Raw genomic sequence first — 18,075 nt, forward strand, 5'->3', positions numbered from 1 at the left:
CACCCTGGCCCCCGCGCCGCGGCACGGGCCGCTCAGTCCCTCGCGAGCACCGCGTCCCCCTCGGGCCGGCGCAGACTCGGCTCGGGCAGGTACACGGACCCGCCGGCGGCCCGGAACTCCGCGGACTTGGCGGCCATGCCGGCCTCGGCGATCCGCGCCTGCTCGGACGCGCCGCCGAATTCGCTGCGGATGTCCTGGCTGATGCGCATGGAGCAGAACTTCGGCCCGCACATCGAGCAGAAGTGGGCGGTCTTGGCGGGCTCGGCCGGCAGCGTCTCGTCGTGGTACTCCTCGGCGAGCTGCGGGTCCAGGCCGAGGCCGAACTGGTCGCGCCAGCGGAACTCGAAGCGCGCCTTGGACAGGGCGTCGTCGCGGTCGCGGGCGCCGGGGTGGCCCTTGGCGACGTCGGCGGCGTGCGCGGCGATCTTGTAGGTGATCACACCCGTCTTCACGTCGTCCCGGTTCGGCAGGCCCAGGTGCTCCTTGGGCGTGACGTAGCAGAGCATCGCGGTGCCGTAGCGGGCGATCTCGGTGGCGCCGATGGCCGAGGTGATGTGGTCGTACGCCGGGGCGATGTCCGTGACGAGGGGGCCGAGCGTGTAGAACGGGGCGCCCTTGCACAGCTCCTGCTGGCGCTCCACGTTCTCCCGCACCAGGTGCAACGGGATATGGCCGGGGCCCTCCACCATGACCTGGACGTCGTACGCCCACGCCCGCTCCGTCAGCTCGGCCAGCGTGTCGAGCTCGGCGAACTGGGCGGCGTCGTTGGCGTCGGCCACGGAGCCCGGCCGCAGGCCGTCGCCCAGGGAGAACGCGACGTCGTAGCGCGCGAAGATCTCGCAGAGCTCGTCGTAGTTCTCGTAGAGGAAGTTCTCCTTGTGGTGGCCCAGGCACCAGCCGGCCATGATCGAGCCGCCGCGGGAGACGATGCCGGTCACGCGGTCCGCGGACAGCGGCACGTGGCGCAGCAGCACGCCGGCGTGCACGGTCATGTAGTCCACGCCCTGCTCGCACTGCTCGATCACGGTGTCGCGGAAGATCTCCCAGGTCAGGGCCTGGTGGTCGCCGCCGACCTTCTCGAGGGCCTGGTAGATCGGCACGGTGCCGATCGGCACGGGGGAGTTGCGCAGGATCCACTCGCGGGTGGTGTGGATGTCGTCGCCCGTGGACAGGTCCATCACGGTGTCCGCGCCCCAGCGGGTGGCCCACTGCAGCTTCGAGACCTCCTCGGCGATCGACGACGTCACCGCCGAGTTGCCGATGTTCGCGTTGACCTTCACGGCGAACGCCTTGCCGATGATCATCGGCTCCGACTCGGGGTGGTTCACGTTCGCCGGGATGATGGCGCGGCCGGCCGCGACCTCGGAGCGCACCAGCTCCACGTCCACGCCCTCGCGCAGGGCGACGTAGCGCATCTCCGGGGTGATCTCGCCGCGCCGGGCGTAGTGCATCTGGGTGACGCGCGCGCCCTCCTTGGCGCGCAGCGGGGCGCGGCGCTCGCCGGCCCACTCCTGCGAGGCGGCGCCGCGGCGCACGGCCGAGCGGCCGTCGTCGAGCAGGTCGCGCTCGCGGCCCTCGTACTCCTCGACGTCGCCGCGGGCGCGGATCCACTCGGCGCGCTGGGCGGGCAGGCCGCGCTCGGGCACGGAGCCCGGGCCCATGGTGCGGTAGACGGTCAGGGGCGCGTTGGGCGTGCCGTCGGGGGAGTCGTCCTGGTGGACCTCGGTGACGGGCACGCGGATGCCGTGCTCGGCATCCTCGAGCCAGCCCAGACGGTGCGTGGGGTAGTTCTCCTCGGCGACGACCTCGGCCGTCGACTCGGCTGCGGGCAGGGGGGTGTGCTCGGAAACGGACATGGCCGCGGCTCCTTCTTCCTTCGCCGGAATGACCCGGACAGGTTCAGACGGTCTCCGGGCGGCGTCAGCCCGGTCTCAGCCCCGTGCCGTGGGGCTCCCGTGGGATGCGAGCGACCCTAGCACGTCCCCTGCGGGGCCTCACCGCCGTCGGCAGCGGCCATGCGGCGGGCCGCTCAGGCGCGCGCCGCGCGGGCCGCCCGCCGGCGCACCGTGGTGCGCTCGACGATCCACGTCACGATGAGCATCACGATGATGACGATGCCGGCGTACCCGAGGACGGGGTAGACGGTGCCCACGAGGTCGGAGAAGCCGACGCTCGAGAGCAGGGTGGCGGCCAGGGCAGTGACGACGGCGATGGCCCAGCCCGGCACGCGGCGCATCGAGGACAGCAGGGCGATCCGCTCCACACCGCCGTACAGGCACGAGACCGCCGTCGTGAACTGCGCCAGCAGCAGGACGACCGTGTACAGCAGGGCGGCCCAGCCGCCGATCATCGCGGCCAGCTCGACCATGGGCAGCTCGGCACGGCCGATGAGCTGGGCGTGGACGGTCAGCGCGGCCATCACCGCGCCGGCCATCACCACGAGGCCCAGTGCCCCGAGCCCGGCCCCGGCGACGAGGGAGCGGCCCGACGAGGAGCTCTCCTCGCCGATCGGGGCGAGCACCGCGTAGGCCAGCTGGATGTTGAAGGCCACGTACAGCACGCCCGAGAGCCACCACTGGTTGATCAGCGGGGACGAGGTCACGAGCGCGGCGACGTCGTCCACCGCGGCCCCCGGGTTCGCCAACCCCCACACCGCGACGCCGACGGCGACCACGATGATCAGGGGGACCACCACGGCCTGGACGCGCACGAGGCCCGTGATGCCGGCCAGCACCGAGACCACGCAGACGGCGGCCATCACCAGCGAGCCCACGAGCGAGGGCAGCCCGAACGCGGTGTGCACCGCCGCCCCGGCCCCGGCCAGCATGATCACCAGCGTCCCCAGCAGGGACGTGGTGATGCACAGGTCCGCGAACCAGGTGGGCACGCGCGACGTCGTGGGGTTCACGATCCGGTGGATGTCCGTGGTCCGCAGCTTCTGCGCCAGCCGCAGCACGATCACCGCGAGCAGGAAGAACAGCGCGCCGGCGATCACGAGCGCCCCCGTGCCGCCCCAGAGGCCGAAGCTCACGAAGTACTGCAGGATCTCGTTGCCCGAGGCGTACCCGGCGCCGATGGTGGTGCCGATGAACGTGGCGGCGATCCCGAGCGGGGAGGTCGGCCGCAGCGGCGCCGACTCCTCGGCTCGGCCGGGGTGCGCGGGGGAGCTCTCTGTGACGTGGGACATGCGACTACATTCTCATGGGCGGGATCGGCCCGGCCCGGGCGGCCGATCCGCCCCGACCCGAAGGAGCCCCCGCATGACCCCCGCCGTCCCCCGTGTGCTCAGCATCGCCGGCTCCGACTCCGGCGGCGGCGCCGGTGTCCAGGCCGACCTGAAGACCATCGCCGCGTGGGGCGGCTACGGGATGACCGCGATCACCGCGATCACCGCCCAGAACACGCAGGGCGTGCAGGCCGTCCACCCGCTGCCGGTGGACGTGGTGCGCGCCCAGCTCGACTCGGTCGCCGCCGACATCGCCGTGGACGCCGTGAAGATCGGCATGCTCGGCACGGTGGAGCTCATGCGGGCCGTCGCCGGCTGGCTCGAGGAGACCCGGCCCGCCGTCGTCGTGCTGGACCCGGTCATGGTGGCCTCGAGCGGGGACGCCCTCACCGCGGTCGGCGACGACGACGGGCGCGCCGCGTGGGCCCGGCTGCTGCGGGTGGCGCACCTGGTGACACCCAACCTGCCCGAGCTGGCCCGGCTGACCGGGCGGGACGCGACGGACTGGGACGCCGCCCTCGACGCGGCGCGGGGCCTGGCCGCCGAGCACGGGGTGACGGTGCTGCTCAAGGGCGGGCACCTGGACGAGACCGAGGCGCCCGAGGCCGCAGCGGCGGAGGTGCCGGACGCCGTCGTGCGCGTGGGCGGGGCCGTGCACGAGGTGCGCGGCCCGCGCGTGACGACCCGCGCCTCGCACGGCACCGGCTGCACCCTCTCCTCGGCCCTGGCCACGCTGGCCGGGGCGGGCCTGAGCTGGGACGACGCACTCGAGCGGGCCAAGCCGTGGCTGGCCGACGCGATGCGGGCGGGGGAGGCGCTCGCGGTCGGGGACGCCTCGCGGCCGACGTGGCACGGGCCCGTCGACCACGGTCATGCGCAGCGGGGCTGAGGGCGGGACCTCCGGGCTTCGACACGTTCGAGGCGGGAAATCCGGCGAATACGCACCTCGGGACGTCCCATGAGGTCGATTTCCCGCCTCGAATGCCGGTGACCCGGACCTCCCGCTCCGCTCGAGCGTCCGGGTCCGCAGAACCCAGAAGAGCCGGACCACCGTGTCGCCACGGGGGTCCGGCTCTGTTCGCTCGTGCCCCCGGCAGGATTCGAACCTGCGGCCTTCTGCTCCGGAGGCAGACGCTCTATCCCCTGAGCTACGGAGGCGGGGGTCGCGACGCGTCGAGCGCGTTGCGGACTCGTCGACTCTACACCATCAGGACGGCCCGTCCGTGACCTCCCCGCGGGGCGCGTCAGCCGGGCAGGCCCGCGCGCAGGGTCCGGGCCGCGGCCTCGGGGTCCTCGGCCTGCGTCACGGCGCGGACCACCACGATCCGTTCCGCCCCGGCCGCGCGGACCTCGGGCAGCCGGTCCGCGTCGACGCCGCCGATGGCGAACCACGGCCGCGCCCCCGCCGGGTCCTCCGCGTCCAGGCGTGCGGCGAGGGTCGGCAGTTCCAGTCCGACGGCGGCCCGGCCCGGCTTCGTGGGCGTCGCCCACACCGGCCCCGTGCAGAAGTAGTCCAGGCCGTCCTCCGCGCGGGCGCCGCGCACCTGCGCCTCGGTGTGGCACGAGCGGCCGAGCACCACGTCCGGGCCCAGCAGGGCGCGGCACTGCGCGGTGGTCAGGTCGGTCTGGCCCGTGTGGAACACGTCCACCCCGGCCAGGGCGGCGACGTCGGCGCGGTCGTTGGCGGCCGAGAGCGCCCCGTGCTCCCGGGCCAGCGGGACGAGCGTGGCGAACGCGGCCAGCTCGACCGCCACGTCCACGGCCTTGTCCCGCACCTGGATCACGTCTACTCCGCCGCGGAACGCCGCCGCGCAGAAGTCGGCGAACGCGGCCGTGTCGAGCGTGCCGTCCGGGCGCAGGAACCGCTGCAGGTCGGTGCAGACGTACAGCCGGGAGGCGGCGAGGCGGGCGCGGCGGCGCGCGCCGGGGCCGGTGCCGCCGTCGTCGCGGCCGGCCGCGGTCATCAGGAGCGGATCGGGGGAGTGCATGCGCCCACTGTGGCAGACTGGCCGCTGTTCCATGGGAGCCCGGGCCGCACACGCCGGGCTGAGAGGGCCGCAGGGGCGCACCGCGCCGGCGCGGCCGACCATCACCACTCGATGCGGGTCATGCCGCCGTGAGGAGGACCGGTCCGTGCACGTGGCCGTCGTCGGGGCCGGGATCATCGGCCTCACCGCCGCCGTGCGTCTGCGTGCCGCAGGCCACGCCGTCACCCTGATCGCCCCCGAGCTGGACGCCGCCGGGCGCCCGCACGCCGTGGCCGGGGCCACCCACGCCGCGGCGGGGATGCTCGCGCCGCTCGCCGAGACCCAGTTCAGCCAGGACGACCTCGCCCCGCTGCTGCAGGCCGGCTGGGAGGCCTACCCGGCCCTCGTGGACCTGCTCGCCGCCTTCACCGATGTGGAGACGGGCTTCCTCGCACAGGGCGCCTGGATCGTGGCCGCGGACCCCTCGGACGCCCGCGCCTGGGACCACGTGCTCGAGCACGCCTCGATCCTCGGTCGCCGGGTCGAGCCCGTCTCCGTCCGCGCGCTGCGCCGCGCCGAGCCCGCCCTGGCCCCGGGCCTGGCCGCCGGCTTCGACGCCCCGGACGACCATCAGGTGGACCCGCGACGGCTCGCCGCCGCCTGCGTCGCCGCCCTGCGCGCCGAGACCGGACCCGACGGCGGCCCGCTCCCGGTCGGCGCCGGACCCGCCGCCCGGTTCGTGGCCGGACGCGTCACCGCCGCCGGCCCGGAGGGCGAGGGGGTGCGCCTCACGCTGGCCGACGGGGGCGTCCTCACCGCCGACGGCGCGGTCCTCGCCGCGGGCCTGGGCCACCGCGGGATCGGCGGCGCGGCCACCGCCGTCGAGGTCCCGCTGCGCCCCGTCCACGGCGACGTGCTGCGTCTGCGGGTGCGCCCCGAGCAGCTGCTGCCGGGGGAGTCGCACCTGATCACCCGCACCGTCCGCGGCCTCGTCCACGGGCGCCAGGTCTACCTCGTGCCCCGCGCGGACGGCACCCTCGTGGTCGGCGCCTCGGCCCGCGAGGACGGCCTGGCCGGCACCTCCGCCGGGGCCGTGCTGGACCTGCTCGCCGACGCCGCCGCGATCCTGCCCGCCGTCCGCGAGTGCGAGCTGGTCGAGATCACCACCGCCGCCCGCCCCGGCACCCCCGACGACGCCCCGCGCGTGCTCGCCGTGCCCGAGGCTCCGGGCGCCGTCGTCGCCACCGGCTTCCACCGTCACGGGATCCTGCTCGCCCCCTGGGCGGCCGGGCGGATCCTCGAGCTGCTGCACGCCCGCCTGAAGGAGATCGCATGAGCACCCTCCCCCTGACCCTCAACGGAGAGCCCGCCGAGCTGGCCGTGGCCACCGTCCGCGACGTCGTCGCGCACGTCACCGGGCGCGCGATCGGCGAGGACGGCGCCGCCGCGGATGGGCGGCGGCTCGGCGTGGCCGTGGCGGTCGGCGGCGAGGTCGTGCCCCGGTCGGCCTGGGCCACCCGGGAGCTGGCCGCCGGGGACGAGGTCGACGTCGTCACCGCGGTGCAGGGGGGCTGAGCGATGGCCGAGCACCGCACCCCGCCCGCCGCCCCCGCGATCCCGCCGCTGCGGATCGGCGGCTACGACCTGGCCTCCCGGCTCATCATGGGCACGGGCGGCATCACCGACCTGACCGCCCTCGAGGGCGCCCTCGTCGCCTCCGGCACCACGCTCACCACCGTGGCGCTGCGCCGCTGGTCCGCGGACACCCGTGACGGCCTGGTCGCGCTGCTGGACCGCCTCGGCATCGACGTGCTGCCCAACACCGCCGGCTGCTACACCGCCCGGGACGCCGTGCTCACCGCCCGGCTCGGCCGGGAGGCGCTCGAGACCGACCTCGTGAAGGTCGAGGTCATCGCCGATGAGCGCACCCTGCTGCCCGACGTCGTCGAGACCCTCGAGGCCACCGAGCGGCTCGCCGCCGACGGCTTCACCGTCCTGGCCTACACCTCGGACGACCCCGCCATGGCGCTGCGCCTCGAGCAGGCCGGCGCCGCCGCCGTCATGCCGCTGGGCTCGCCGATCGGCTCGGGGCTGGGCATCCTCAACCGCGCACACCTGGAGCTGATCGTCTCCCGCGCCTCCGTGCCGATCGTGCTCGACGCCGGCGTGGGCACCGCCTCGGACGTCGCCCTGGCGATGGAGGCCGGCTGCGACGCCGTGCTCGCCGCCTCGGCGATCACGCGCGCCGCCGAGCCCGCCCGCATGGCCCACGCGTGCCGGCTCGCGCTCGAGGCGGGCTTCCACGCCCGCCGTGCCGGGCGCATCCCGCGCCGCGAGCACGCCCTGGCCTCCTCGCCGATGGCCGGGCGGGTCACGGCCGAGGAGGACGAGCGGTGACCGCCGCCCTGGACCCCGCCGCCCGCGAGCCCCGCGACCTCACCGCGCTGTCCGACACCCAGCTGGAGCGCTTCGCCCGCCACCTGAGCCTGGACGGCTTCGGCCCCGAGGCCCAGCTGGCGCTGCTGCGCTCCCGCGTCCTCGTGGTCGGCGCCGGCGGCCTCGGGGCGCCCGTGCTGACCTACCTCGCCGCCGCGGGCGTGGGGGAGGTCCACGTGATCGACGACGACATGGTGGACCGCTCCAACCTGCACCGCCAGGTGATCCACGCCGAGGCGGACCTCGGCCGCCCCAAGACCGCCTCCGCCGCCGCGACGATGCGCGGCCTGCACCCCGAGGTGCGCGTGGTCGAGCACCGCGAACGCCTGACCGCGGCCAACGCGCTCGAACGGGTCGGCGCCGTGGACCTCGTGCTCGACGGCACGGACAACTACGCGACCCGCTACCTCGTGGCCGACGCGTGCGAGATCGCGGGCGTGCCCGTGGTGTGGGGCGCGATCCTGCGGTTCGCGGGGCAGGTGAGCGTGTTCGCCCCGGGCGGGCCGCTGTACCGGGACGTGTTCCCGGAGCGGCCCGAACCCGGCGAGGTGCCCTCGTGCGCGCAGGCCGGAGTGCTCGGGGTGCTGCCCGGGATCATCGGCTCCCTCATGGCGGCCGAGGCGATCAAGCTGCTCTCCGGGGTGGGTGAGCCCCTGGTCGGGCGGCTGCTCTCCGTGGACGCCCTGACGATGCGCTTCCGTGAGCTGCGGCTCGTGCCCGACCCCGAGCGGACCCCCGTGACGGACCTGTCCGCCCACGCGGACCAGGCCCCCCGCCCGGACGACGCCGGCGCCCCCGGCTCGGCGGAGGCGTGCGGCGCCGCGGGCGGGGAGATCGCCCCCGCCGCGCTGGCCGCCCTGCTCGCCGACCCCGCCCGGGCCGCGTCCCTCACCCTGCTCGACGTCCGCGAGGACTGGGAGCGCCGCCTGCGCCGGGTTGAGGCCCCCGCGACGGTGGCCGATCGGCACGTCCCGCTCGAGGCCGTCCTCGCGGAGCCGGCGGCCCTCGCGCCCGGGCAGGACCGCGTCCTGGTGGTCTACTGCGCCGCCGGAGCCCGGTCGGCCCGGGCGCGGGACGCCGTCGTCGGGGCCGACCCGAGCGCCGGCGGGCGCGTCCTGTCCCTCGCCGGCGGCCTCGCCGCCTGGCCCGCCTGACCCCCACCCCGACGAACCCTGCGAGATGGCCCCCACCGCGGGCCGGAGGGGGCCATCTCGCAGGGTTCGTTCGCACGCGCACGGGCGCGGCGGCCCTTCCGTAGACTTGCGCGGGTGAAGCCCGAAGACCTCTCCGCCCTGCTGTCCGCTGTCCTCACCGACGCCGTCGATGCCGGTGACCTCCCCGCCGCGCTGCGGGAGGAGATCACCCCCGCGCGCGTGAAGGTGGAGCGACCCCGCAGCCGCGAGCACGGCGACTGGGCCACCAACGTCGCCCTCCAGCTGGGCAAGAAGGCCGGGATGGCCCCGCGCGACCTCGCCGGGCTCGTAGCCGAGCGCCTGACCGACAAGCCGGGCATCGCCGCCGTCGACGTCGCCGGCCCCGGCTTTCTCAACGTCACCCTGGACGCGGCCTCGGCCGGCGCCCTGGCCCGCGAGATCGTCGAGGCCGGCCCGGAGTACGGCCGCAACGACGCCCTGGCCGGGCACACCGTGAACATGGAGTTCGTCTCCGCCAACCCCACCGGCCCGCTGCACATCGGACACACCCGCTGGGCCGCGCTGGGCGACGCGATCGCCCGCCTCCTGCGCGCCTCCGGCGCGGACGTCACCGCCGAGTACTACGTCAACGACGCCGGCAACCAGATGAACGTGTTCGCCGACTCGGTCCTCGCCCGCCTGCACGGCCGCGACGTCCCCGCGGGCGGCTACCCGGGCGCGTACGTGCAGGAGCTGGCCGACGCCGTCGCCCTCGAGCACCCGGACGTGCGCGAGCTGACGGACGAGGCCGCCCGCCCGGTGGTCCGCGAGGCCGCGTACCGGCTCCAGATGCAGGACATCAAGGACACGCTCGCCGCCTTCGACGTGCACTTCGACGTGTTCACCTCGGAGCAGACGCTCCACGACTCCGGCGCGATCGACCAGGCCGTGCAGCGGCTGCGCGAGCAGGGCCACATCGAGGACCGCGAGGGCGCCGTGTGGCTCAAGACCACCGACTTCGGCGACGACAAGGACCGCGTGCTCATCCGCGCCAACGGGGAGCCCACCTACTTCGCCGCCGACGCCGCCTACTACCTCCACAAGCGCGACCGCGGCTTCGAGGAGAAGGTGTACCTGCTCGGCGCCGACCACCACGGCTACGTGAACCGCCTCAAGGCGATCGCCGCCGCCGCCGGCGACGACCCGGCGACGAACATCGAGATCCTCATCGGCCAGCTCATCTCGGTCAACGGCGCGAAGCTCTCCAAGCGCGCCGGCAACATCATCGAGCTCAAGGACCTCGTGGAGTGGCTCGGCCGCGACGCCCTGCGCTACGACCTGGCCCGCTACCCCGCGGACTCGCCCCTGACGATCGACCCCGAGCTGCTGCGCTCCGCCACGAACGACAACCCCGTCTACTACGTGCAGTACGCCCACGCCCGCGCCTCGGGCGCGGCGCGCACCGCGCAGGCCCACGGCGTGGACCGCTCCGAGTTCGACGCCGCCCTGCTCACCCACGCCACCGAGTCGGAGCTGCTGGCCCAGCTGGCGGAGTTCCCGGCCGTCGTCGGCGCGGCGGCGCGCCTGCGCGAGCCCCACCGCGTGGCCCGCCACCTCGAGGTGATCGCCGGGGCCTACCACTCGTGGTACGCCGCCTGCCGCATCGTGCCCATGCCCACCGACGACGGGACGCCGCGTCCCGTGGAGACCCTCAACCGCACCCGCCTGTGGCTCAACGACGCCACCGCCCAGGTGCTGGCCAACGGTCTCGGCCTGCTCGGCGTGACCGCCCCGGAGAAGATGTGAGCGCCCGGATGACGACGCCGCAGCCCGCCCCCGCCTCCCCGCTCGCCCCCGCCTGGCTCCCCGCGCCGGGGGACCCGGACGCGCTCGTGCCCGGCCTGTGGGCCGCCGGCGTGGACCGCGCCGCCGACGGCGAGCTCACCGTCCAGGGCCTGCGCGCGAGCGCGCTCGCCGCGGAGTTCGGCACGCCGCTGCTCGTGGTGGACGAGGACGACTTCCGCGCCCGCGCCCGCGCGTTCCGCGAGGGCTTCGACGCCGCGTTCGCCGACCTGTGCGGGGGAGCGGACGTCTACTACGCCGGCAAGTCCATGCTCACCCTCTCCACCGCCCGCTGGGCGGCCGAGGAGGGCCTGCGCGTGGACACCGCCTCCGGCGGCGAGCTGGCGATCGCGCTGGCCGCCGGCGTCGACCCGGCCCACATCGGCCTGCACGGCAACAACAAGTCGGACGCCGAGCTGCGCACCGCCCTCGAGGCGGGCGTGGGCCGGATCATCGTGGACTCGCTCGACGAGCTCACCCACCTGGCCGCGCTCGCGGCCGAGGTCGGCCGCCGCGCCCCCGTGATGCTCCGGCTGACCCCGGGCGTGCACGCGCACACCCACGACTTCATCGCCACCGCGCACGAGGACCAGAAGTTCGGCCTCTCCCTGGCCCCGGCCTCCACCGACCGGGACGGCAACGTGGCCGGCCGCTCGCCGGCCGCCGTCGCCGTGGCCGCGGCCCTGGCGGCCGAGTCGATCGACCTGCTGGGCGTGCACTGCCACATCGGGTCCCAGATCTTCGAGGCCGAGGGCTTCGGGCTGGCGGCCGGACGCGTGCTCGAGTTCCTCGCCGAGGTCAAGGCCGAGCACGGGGTGGAGCTGGCCGAGCTTGACCTCGGTGGCGGCCACGGCATCGCCTACACGGCCGTGGACGAGCCGCGCCCGGCCGCGGAGATCGCCGACGCCCTCGCCGACGACGTCCAGAAGACCGTCGAGCGCCTCGGCCTGAGGTGCCCGCGGGTCTCGCTCGAGCCGGGGCGGGCCATCTCAGGCCCCGCGGGCCTGACCCTCTACACGGTCGGGGTGACCAAGACCGTGGACGCGGACGCCCCCGACGGCGCAACCGCGGCCCGCCGCTACGTCGCCGTGGACGGCGGCATGTCCGACAACCCGCGTCCCGTGCTCTACGACGCCGACTACACCGCCGTCTCCGCGCGCCGCACCTCGGAGGCCGAGCCGGTGCTCTCCCGTGTGGTGGGCAAGCACTGTGAGTCCGGCGACATCCTGGTCCGCGACGTGTACCTGCGGGCCGACCTGGGCCGCGGCGACCTGCTGGCGGTGCCGGCCACGGGCGCGTACACGCACGTGATGTCCTCGAACTACAACGCGCTGGCCCGCCCGGCCGTCGTCGCGGTCTCCGGCGGGCAGGCGCGGGTGATCATCCGCCGCGAGACGCAGGAGGACCTGTTCGCCCGCGAGGCCGATCCGCGCCTCGCCCGCTGAGGACGCAGAAGCCCGGCCCGGCCGCCGGCCTCGCGGCCGGGCGTGGGCGTCCCGCTCTGCGGACACCGAGTGTCGCGCGGCGGGACGCGTCCGCCCGCCGCGCTAGATTCGAGGCCAGCCGAGCCGCGCGGTCGCGCGGCGTCGCCCCCACCCTGGACCACGGAGGACCATGGCCGAGCACACCGACGCCCCCACCGCACTCAAGGTCGCCCTGCTGGGCGGCGGGACCGTGGGGTCCCAGACCGCACGGATCCTCACCGAGGACGCCGACATCCTGCGGGACCGCGTGGGCGCCGACCTCGAGCTCACGGGCATCGCGGTGCGCCACACGGGCGCGACGCGCGACTGGCAGGCGGACCCGGCGCTCTACACGACCGACGCCGAGGCACTCGTGGACGGCGCCGACGTCGTCATCGAGCTGATGGGCGGCATCGAGCCGGCCCGCACCCTGATCCTGCGCGCCCTGGCCGCCGGCACGTCCGTGGTGACCGGCAACAAGGCGCTGCTCGCCCAGCACGGCGAGGAGCTCTATGCCGCGGCCGCCGCCACCGGCGCACAGCTCAGCTTCGAGGCCGCCGTCGCCGGCGCCATCCCGATCCTGCGCCCGCTGCGCGACTCCCTGGGCGGCGACCGCGTCACCCGTGTGATGGGCATCGCCAACGGCACCACCAACTTCATCCTGGACCGCATGGACACCGAGGGGGCGGACTTCGACGACGCCCTGGCCGAGGCCCAGCGGCTCGGCTACGCCGAGGCCGACCCGACCGCCGACGTCGAGGGCCACGACGCCGCCGCGAAGGCCGCGATCCTGGCGACCATCGCGTTCGGCGCGCCGTACACCCTGGACCAGGTGGCCGTCGCGGGCATCACCGCGATCACGGCCGAGGACAACGCCGCCGCCGCGGAGGCGGGCTACGTCATCAAGCTGCTGGCGATCGCCGAGCGCGGCCGCGCCGCCGACGGCGCCGAGGGTGCGGTCCTGCGCGTGCACCCTACCCTGCTGCCGCGGGAGCACCCGCTGGCCTCCGTGCGCGGGGCGTTCAACGCTGTCTTCGTGGAGGCCGAGAACGCCGGCGAGCTCATGTTCTACGGTCCCGGCGCCGGCGGCGCCCCCACCGCGTCCGCGGTGATGGGCGACGTCGTCTCGATCGCCCAGCGCATCGTGCGCGGCGGCCCGGCGCGCCTGCGCACCCCCGTCACCGCCCTGCCCGCCCTGGACCCGGCCGAGGCCCACACCTCCTTCATGGTCGTGCTGCGCGCGGCGGACCAGCCCGGCGTGCTGCGCCGCGTCGCCGGGGTGTTCGAGGAGCACGGCGTCTCCATTGAGACGCTGCGCCAGGTCCCGTCCGAGCGCGAGGACGCCCCCGGCGCGTCCCTGCGGCTGATCACCCACCGTGCGCGGCAGCGCGACCTCGACGCCACCGTCGAGGCGCTCGCCGCCCTGGACGTCGTCCACGAGGTCGCGTCCGTCCTCCGAGTCGAAGGGAACTGACCCATGGCCCACCAGTGGCGCGGCGTCGTCCGCGAGTACGCCGACCGCCTGCCCGTCACCGAGGACACGCGCGTGATCACCCTCGGCGAGGGCGGCACCCCGCTCATCCACGCCCCCCACCTCTCCGAGCTGGTGCAGGGCACCGTGCACGTGAAGTTCGAGGGCATGAACCCGACCGGTTCCTTCAAGGACCGCGGCATGACCATGGCGATCACCGCCGCCGTCGCGGACGGCGCGAAGGCCGTCGTCTGCGCGTCCACCGGCAACACGTCCGCCTCGGCGGCGGCCTACGCCGCGCAGGCCGGGATCACGTGCGCCGTGCTCGTGCCCGAGGGGAAGATCTCGATGGGCAAGATGTCCCAGGCCGTGGCCCACGGCGCGGAGATCCTCCAGGTGCAGGGCAACTTCGACGACTGCCTCGAGGTGGCCCGCAAGCTGGCCGAGAACTACCCCGTGTTCCTCGTGAACTCCGTCAACCCGGCCCGCATCGAGGGGCAGAAGACCGGCGCGTTCGAGGTCGTGGACACCCTCGGCGACGCCCCGGACTACCACCTGCTGCCCGTGGGCAACGCGGGCAACATCACCGCGTACTGGAAGGGCTACCGCGAGTACGCCGCCCCCTACGTGAACCCGCACGAGGGCGCCTCGGACGCCGAGCTGCCCGCGGTGGCCACGAAGACCCCCGTGATGTGGGGCTTCCAGGCCGCGGGCGCCGCCCCGATCGTCCAGGGCCACCCCGTGACCGACCCGGACACGATCGCCACCGCCATCCGGATCGGCAACCCGGCCTCGTGGGAGCAGGCCGAGGCCGCCCGCGACGAGTCCGGCGGGATGATCGACTCCGTCACGGACGAGGAGATCCTCGAGGCCCATCGCTGGCTCTCCGCGAAGGAGGGCGTGTTCGTCGAGCCCGCCTCCGCCGCCGGCGTCGCCGGGCTGCTCAAGCACCACGCCGCCGGGAACGTGCCGGCCGGCAAGAGCTGGGTCATCACCGTCACCGGCCACGGCCTCAAGGACCCGCAGTGGGCCCTGCGCGGCGCCGACGGCGCCGACGTGACCCCGCGCTCGGTGCCGTTCGACGTGGTCACCGTCGCCCAGGCCCTCGGCCTGAGCTGAGCCATGGCCGCACCGCAGCCGCTGGCGCCCGGGACCGCCGCGTCCGTCTCCGTCCCCGCCACCTCCGCCAACCTCGGCCCCGGCTTCGACTCGATGGGCCTGGCCCTGGAGCTGCGCGACGAGGTGACGCTCACGGTCGTGGCGGGCCCCGACGTCGCGGAGGTCGAGGGGGAGGGCGCGGCCACCCTGCCGCGGGACGGCGCGCACCTGATCCTGCGCCTGGCGCACGAGCACCTGCGGGACCGCGGGTTCACCGCGCCGGGGCTGCACCTGCGCGCCGTGAACCGGATCCCGCACGCCCGCGGACTCGGCTCGTCCGCGGCCGCCGTCGTCGCGGCCTACGCCGCGGCCGAGGCCCTGCTGCCGGCCGCGCTGCGCCGGGCGCCCGCGGACCTGCTCGAGGCGGCCACCCGCTTCGAGGGGCACCCGGACAACGTCGCCCCCGCGCTCGTGGGCGGGGCCACCGTCTCCTGGACCCGTGACGACGTCCCCGGCCCGGCCACGGCGCGGCTGCGGCTGCACGAGCGCGTGGTGCCGGTGGTCGCGATCCCGGACACCGAGCTGTCCACCCACGTCGCCCGGGGCGTGCTGCCCGCCGAGGTGCCCCACGCCGTGGCGGCGGCCCAGGCCGGCCGTGCCGCGCTGCTCGTCCACGCGCTGGCGGAGGACCCCGCGCTGCTGCCGGCCGCCACGCGCGACTGGCTGCACCAGGAGCCGCGCGCCGTGACCATGCCGGCCAGCGCCGCACTGGTCGCGGGGCTGCGCGAGCGCGGCCACGCCGCCGTCGTCTCCGGCGCGGGTCCCACGGTGCTCGCGCTGTGCGACGGCGTCCAGGCGGCCGAGCACGCCACGGAGGCGGCGCGTGCTCTGACGGCGGACGGGGCGGCCGCCTGGCGCGTGCTGGTGCCGTGCGTGGCCGTGGACGGTGTTAGGGTGGAATCACTCCACCACGGCTGACCCCACCGCCTCGCGCGGCCCGGGTCTCCGGTGCCCGGGCCTGTGACGGCCGGACGCACCGTGCGCCGTCGGCCGGAACCCCGCCGCGATCCATCCCGTGCTGCGCACGGCCGGCGTGCGGGATCCGCTCCGGCTCGGTCGAGTCCGGACGCCTCCGCCCCGTCACGCAGCGACTGCGCACGATCAGGGGAGGCGCCACTGCTGAGTTCACACCATGAAACCCGGTTTTCTGGGGCGCCGCTGCGCGGCCCGACCGGATGCACACCGCAGCCCGACGCGCCACGCGCCGCCGGGCCGCATTCGAGGGAGAAGGAACCTTCGTGACCGAATCCACGGAACAGACCACGCCGACGAACGGCGGTGGCCTGGCCTCGCTCAAGCTCGCCCAGCTCCAGGCCCTGGCCTCCCAGCTCGGCATCGCCGGCGGCTCGCGCATGCGCAAGGCCGACCTGGTGACCGCGATCTCCGACCACCAGCGCGGCGGCTCCGTGGCGGACCGCGACGCCGCCGAGCGCGCGGCCCAGGCCCCCGCGGCCCCCGCCGCCGAGACCGCCCCGGCGGCCGCGTCCTCAGAGGACGCCGCCCCGGCCGCCGAGCGCCCGGCCCGCCGCCGCTCGCGCCGCGCCGACGCCGACACCTCCGCTCCGGCCGCCGCCCAGGACGGGCAGCCCCAGGCCGAGGCCCGCGAGGCCCAGACCGAGCAGGCCCCCCGGGAGACCGCCTCGGACCAGGATCGGTCCGGGGGGTCCGAGACCCGCGACGAGGGCGAGGACCGCCCGCAGTCCGAGCGCCGTTCCCGCGGCCGCCGCCGCGCCGGCGACGACGACGCCCAGCAGGGTCAGGACCGTCGCTCCGACGGCGCCCAGGGCGAGGACGGCGCCGACGCGGACCGCCGCGGCGACCGGGAGGACCGTGACGACAACGGGCGCGAGAACGGCCGCGGCCGCAACGGCCGCAACGGGCGGGACCGCGACAACGGCCGCGACCGCGAGAACGGCCGCGAGAACAACCGGGACCGTGAGAACGGCCGCGACGGCTCGCGCGAGCAGCGCGGCGACAAGTCCGAGGACGGTGGCCGGGGCGACGGCGGACGCGGGGACCGCAGCCGCCGCGACGACCGCGACGACGAGGGCGGCCGCAACCGTCGCAACCGCCGCAACCGCAACGAGCGCGGCCGCAACCGCCGTGGCCGCGGCGGCCCCGAGGTCGACGAGACCGAGCTGACCGAGGACGACGTCCTGCAGCCCGTGGCCGGCATCCTCGACGTGCTGGACAACTACGCGTTCGTCCGCACCTCCGGCTACCTGCCGGGCCCGAACGACGTCTACGTCTCCCTGGCCATGGTGAAGAAGTACGGTCTGCGCAAGGGCGACGCCGTCGTCGGCGCGATCCGCGCCCCGCGCGACGGTGAGAAGCAGCAGCACCACGGCGGCGGCTCCAACCGTCAGAAGTTCAACGCCCTGGTGAAGATCTCCTCGGTCAACGGTCAGCCCGCCGTCGAGCACCCGCAGCGCGTGGAGTTCGGCAAGCTCGTGCCGCTGTACCCGCAGGAGCGCCTGCGCCTGGAGACCGATCCCAAGCTGATCGGCCCCCGCGTGATCGATCTGGTCAGCCCCATCGGCAAGGGCCAGCGCGGCCTCATCGTCTCCCCGCCCAAGGCCGGCAAGACGATGATCCTGCAGTCGATCGCCAACGCGATCAAGACGAACAATCCCGAGGTCCACCTCATGATGGTGCTCGTCGACGAGCGCCCCGAGGAGGTCACCGACATGCAGCGGTCGGTGGACGGCGAGGTCATCGCCTCCACGTTCGACCGCCCGGCGGACGACCACACCACCCTCGCCGAGCTGGCCATCGAGCGCGCCAAGCGCCTCGTGGAGATGGGCCGCGACGTCGTCGTGCTGCTCGACTCCATGACCCGCCTGGGCCGCGCCTACAACCTGGCCGCCCCGGCCTCGGGCCGCATCCTCTCCGGCGGTGTGGACTCCTCGGCGCTGTACCCGCCGAAGAAGTTCTTCGGCGCCGCCCGCAACATCGAGAACGGCGGCTCGCTGACCATCCTGGCCACCGCGCTGGTCGAGACCGGCTCGCGCATGGACGAGGTGATCTTCGAGGAGTTCAAGGGCACCGGCAACATGGAGCTGCGCCTGTCCCGTCACCTCGCGGAGCGCCGCATCTTTCCGGCGGTGGACGTCAACGCGTCCGGCACCCGCCGCGAGGAGGCCCTGCTCTCGCAGGAGGAGGTCAAGATCATGTGGAAGCTGCGCCGGGTGCTCTCTGGCCTCGAGCAGCAGCAGGCCCTCGACCTGCTCACCAACAAGATCAAGGACACCGCGTCCAACGCCGAGTTCCTCATGCTGGTCTCCAAGACCACGCTGGGGTCCAAGGGCGACGACTGACCGCCCCGTCGCACGGCCCCGTCCCGCCCGGGGGAGCTCGTCTCCGCCGGACGGGGCGGGGC

At 75.2% G+C, this 18,075-nt stretch carries 14 protein-coding genes and 1 tRNA gene; 11 read left to right on the forward strand and 4 right to left on the reverse strand.

All coding sequences use genetic code 11. The features are described 5' to 3' along the window. Positions 1-32: 32 nt before the first annotated feature. Positions 33-1,856, reverse strand: a complete 1,824-nt coding sequence (thiC, locus tag ACTSKS_RS00635) for a phosphomethylpyrimidine synthase ThiC (RefSeq protein WP_063190327.1) — start codon at positions 1,854-1,856, stop codon at positions 33-35. Between the two features lie 173 nt (positions 1,857-2,029). After that, a complete protein-coding gene (locus ACTSKS_RS00640) occupies positions 2,030-3,187 on the reverse strand; it encodes a YkvI family membrane protein (RefSeq protein ID WP_041105274.1) in 1,158 nt (385 codons plus the stop codon). Positions 3,188-3,260: 73 nt separating this feature from the next. Between ACTSKS_RS00640 and thiD the strand changes: the two genes are divergently transcribed. Further along, positions 3,261-4,115, forward strand: coding sequence for a bifunctional hydroxymethylpyrimidine kinase/phosphomethylpyrimidine kinase (thiD, locus tag ACTSKS_RS00645; protein WP_041105272.1), 855 nt, complete (start codon positions 3,261-3,263; stop codon positions 4,113-4,115). Between the two features lie 196 nt (positions 4,116-4,311). On the opposite strand, the gene ACTSKS_RS00650 is transcribed toward thiD, so the two are convergent. After that, positions 4,312-4,384 (reverse strand) — tRNA-Arg (locus ACTSKS_RS00650). A gap of 86 nt (positions 4,385-4,470) precedes the next feature. Beyond that, positions 4,471-5,214, reverse strand: a complete 744-nt coding sequence (thiE, locus tag ACTSKS_RS00655; protein WP_036316591.1) for a thiamine phosphate synthase — start codon at positions 5,212-5,214, stop codon at positions 4,471-4,473. A 145-nt stretch (positions 5,215-5,359) separates the two neighbouring features. On the opposite strand from thiE, the gene ACTSKS_RS00660 reads away from it, so the two are divergent. The 10 genes from ACTSKS_RS00660 to rho all read left to right on the forward strand — a co-directional run bounded on the left by ACTSKS_RS00660 (position 5,360) and on the right by rho (position 18,013). Next, on the forward strand, positions 5,360-6,529 hold the full coding sequence (locus tag ACTSKS_RS00660; protein ID WP_036316589.1) for an FAD-dependent oxidoreductase: 1,170 nt from the start codon (positions 5,360-5,362) through the stop codon (positions 6,527-6,529). Further along, positions 6,526-6,768, forward strand: coding sequence for a sulfur carrier protein ThiS (gene thiS / locus ACTSKS_RS00665; protein ID WP_041105270.1), 243 nt, complete (start codon positions 6,526-6,528; stop codon positions 6,766-6,768). Before ACTSKS_RS00660 ends, thiS begins: the two co-directional genes overlap by 4 nt. Before the next feature lie 3 nt (positions 6,769-6,771). Next, positions 6,772-7,590, forward strand: a complete 819-nt coding sequence (locus ACTSKS_RS00670) for a thiazole synthase (RefSeq protein WP_036316581.1) — start codon at positions 6,772-6,774, stop codon at positions 7,588-7,590. After that, entirely contained in the window at positions 7,587-8,783 is a 1,197-nt protein-coding gene (gene moeB / locus ACTSKS_RS00675) for a molybdopterin-synthase adenylyltransferase MoeB (protein ID WP_041105268.1), read from the forward strand. Before ACTSKS_RS00670 ends, moeB begins: the two co-directional genes overlap by 4 nt. Before the next feature lie 114 nt (positions 8,784-8,897). Next, positions 8,898-10,568, forward strand: a complete 1,671-nt coding sequence (gene argS / locus ACTSKS_RS00680) for an arginine--tRNA ligase (protein WP_041103245.1) — start codon at positions 8,898-8,900, stop codon at positions 10,566-10,568. 8 nt (positions 10,569-10,576) lie between these two features. Then, positions 10,577-12,049: a diaminopimelate decarboxylase gene (gene lysA, locus ACTSKS_RS00685; protein ID WP_041103243.1), complete on the forward strand. Its 1,473-nt coding sequence runs from the start codon at positions 10,577-10,579 to the stop codon at positions 12,047-12,049. Between the two features lie 169 nt (positions 12,050-12,218). After that, positions 12,219-13,541 (forward strand): homoserine dehydrogenase, encoded by a 1,323-nt coding sequence (locus ACTSKS_RS00690; protein ID WP_041103241.1) that lies wholly within the window; start codon positions 12,219-12,221, stop codon positions 13,539-13,541. Positions 13,542-13,544: 3 nt separating this feature from the next. Continuing rightward, the gene (gene thrC, locus ACTSKS_RS00695) at positions 13,545-14,657 is read left to right on the forward strand and encodes a threonine synthase (protein ID WP_036313078.1); all 1,113 of its coding nucleotides are present in this window, start codon (positions 13,545-13,547) and stop codon (positions 14,655-14,657) included. A gap of 3 nt (positions 14,658-14,660) precedes the next feature. Next, positions 14,661-15,614, forward strand: a complete 954-nt coding sequence (gene thrB, locus ACTSKS_RS00700; RefSeq protein ID WP_041103240.1) for a homoserine kinase — start codon at positions 14,661-14,663, stop codon at positions 15,612-15,614. 320 nt (positions 15,615-15,934) lie between these two features. Continuing rightward, on the forward strand, positions 15,935-18,013 hold the full coding sequence (rho, locus tag ACTSKS_RS00705) for a transcription termination factor Rho (RefSeq protein ID WP_041103238.1): 2,079 nt from the start codon (positions 15,935-15,937) through the stop codon (positions 18,011-18,013). Positions 18,014-18,075 lie beyond the last annotated feature (62 nt).

The sequence above is a fragment of the Micrococcus sp. TCR-5 genome (assembly GCF_052220525.1).
In the GTDB taxonomy this organism is placed as follows: domain Bacteria; phylum Actinomycetota; class Actinomycetes; order Actinomycetales; family Micrococcaceae; genus Micrococcus; species Micrococcus luteus.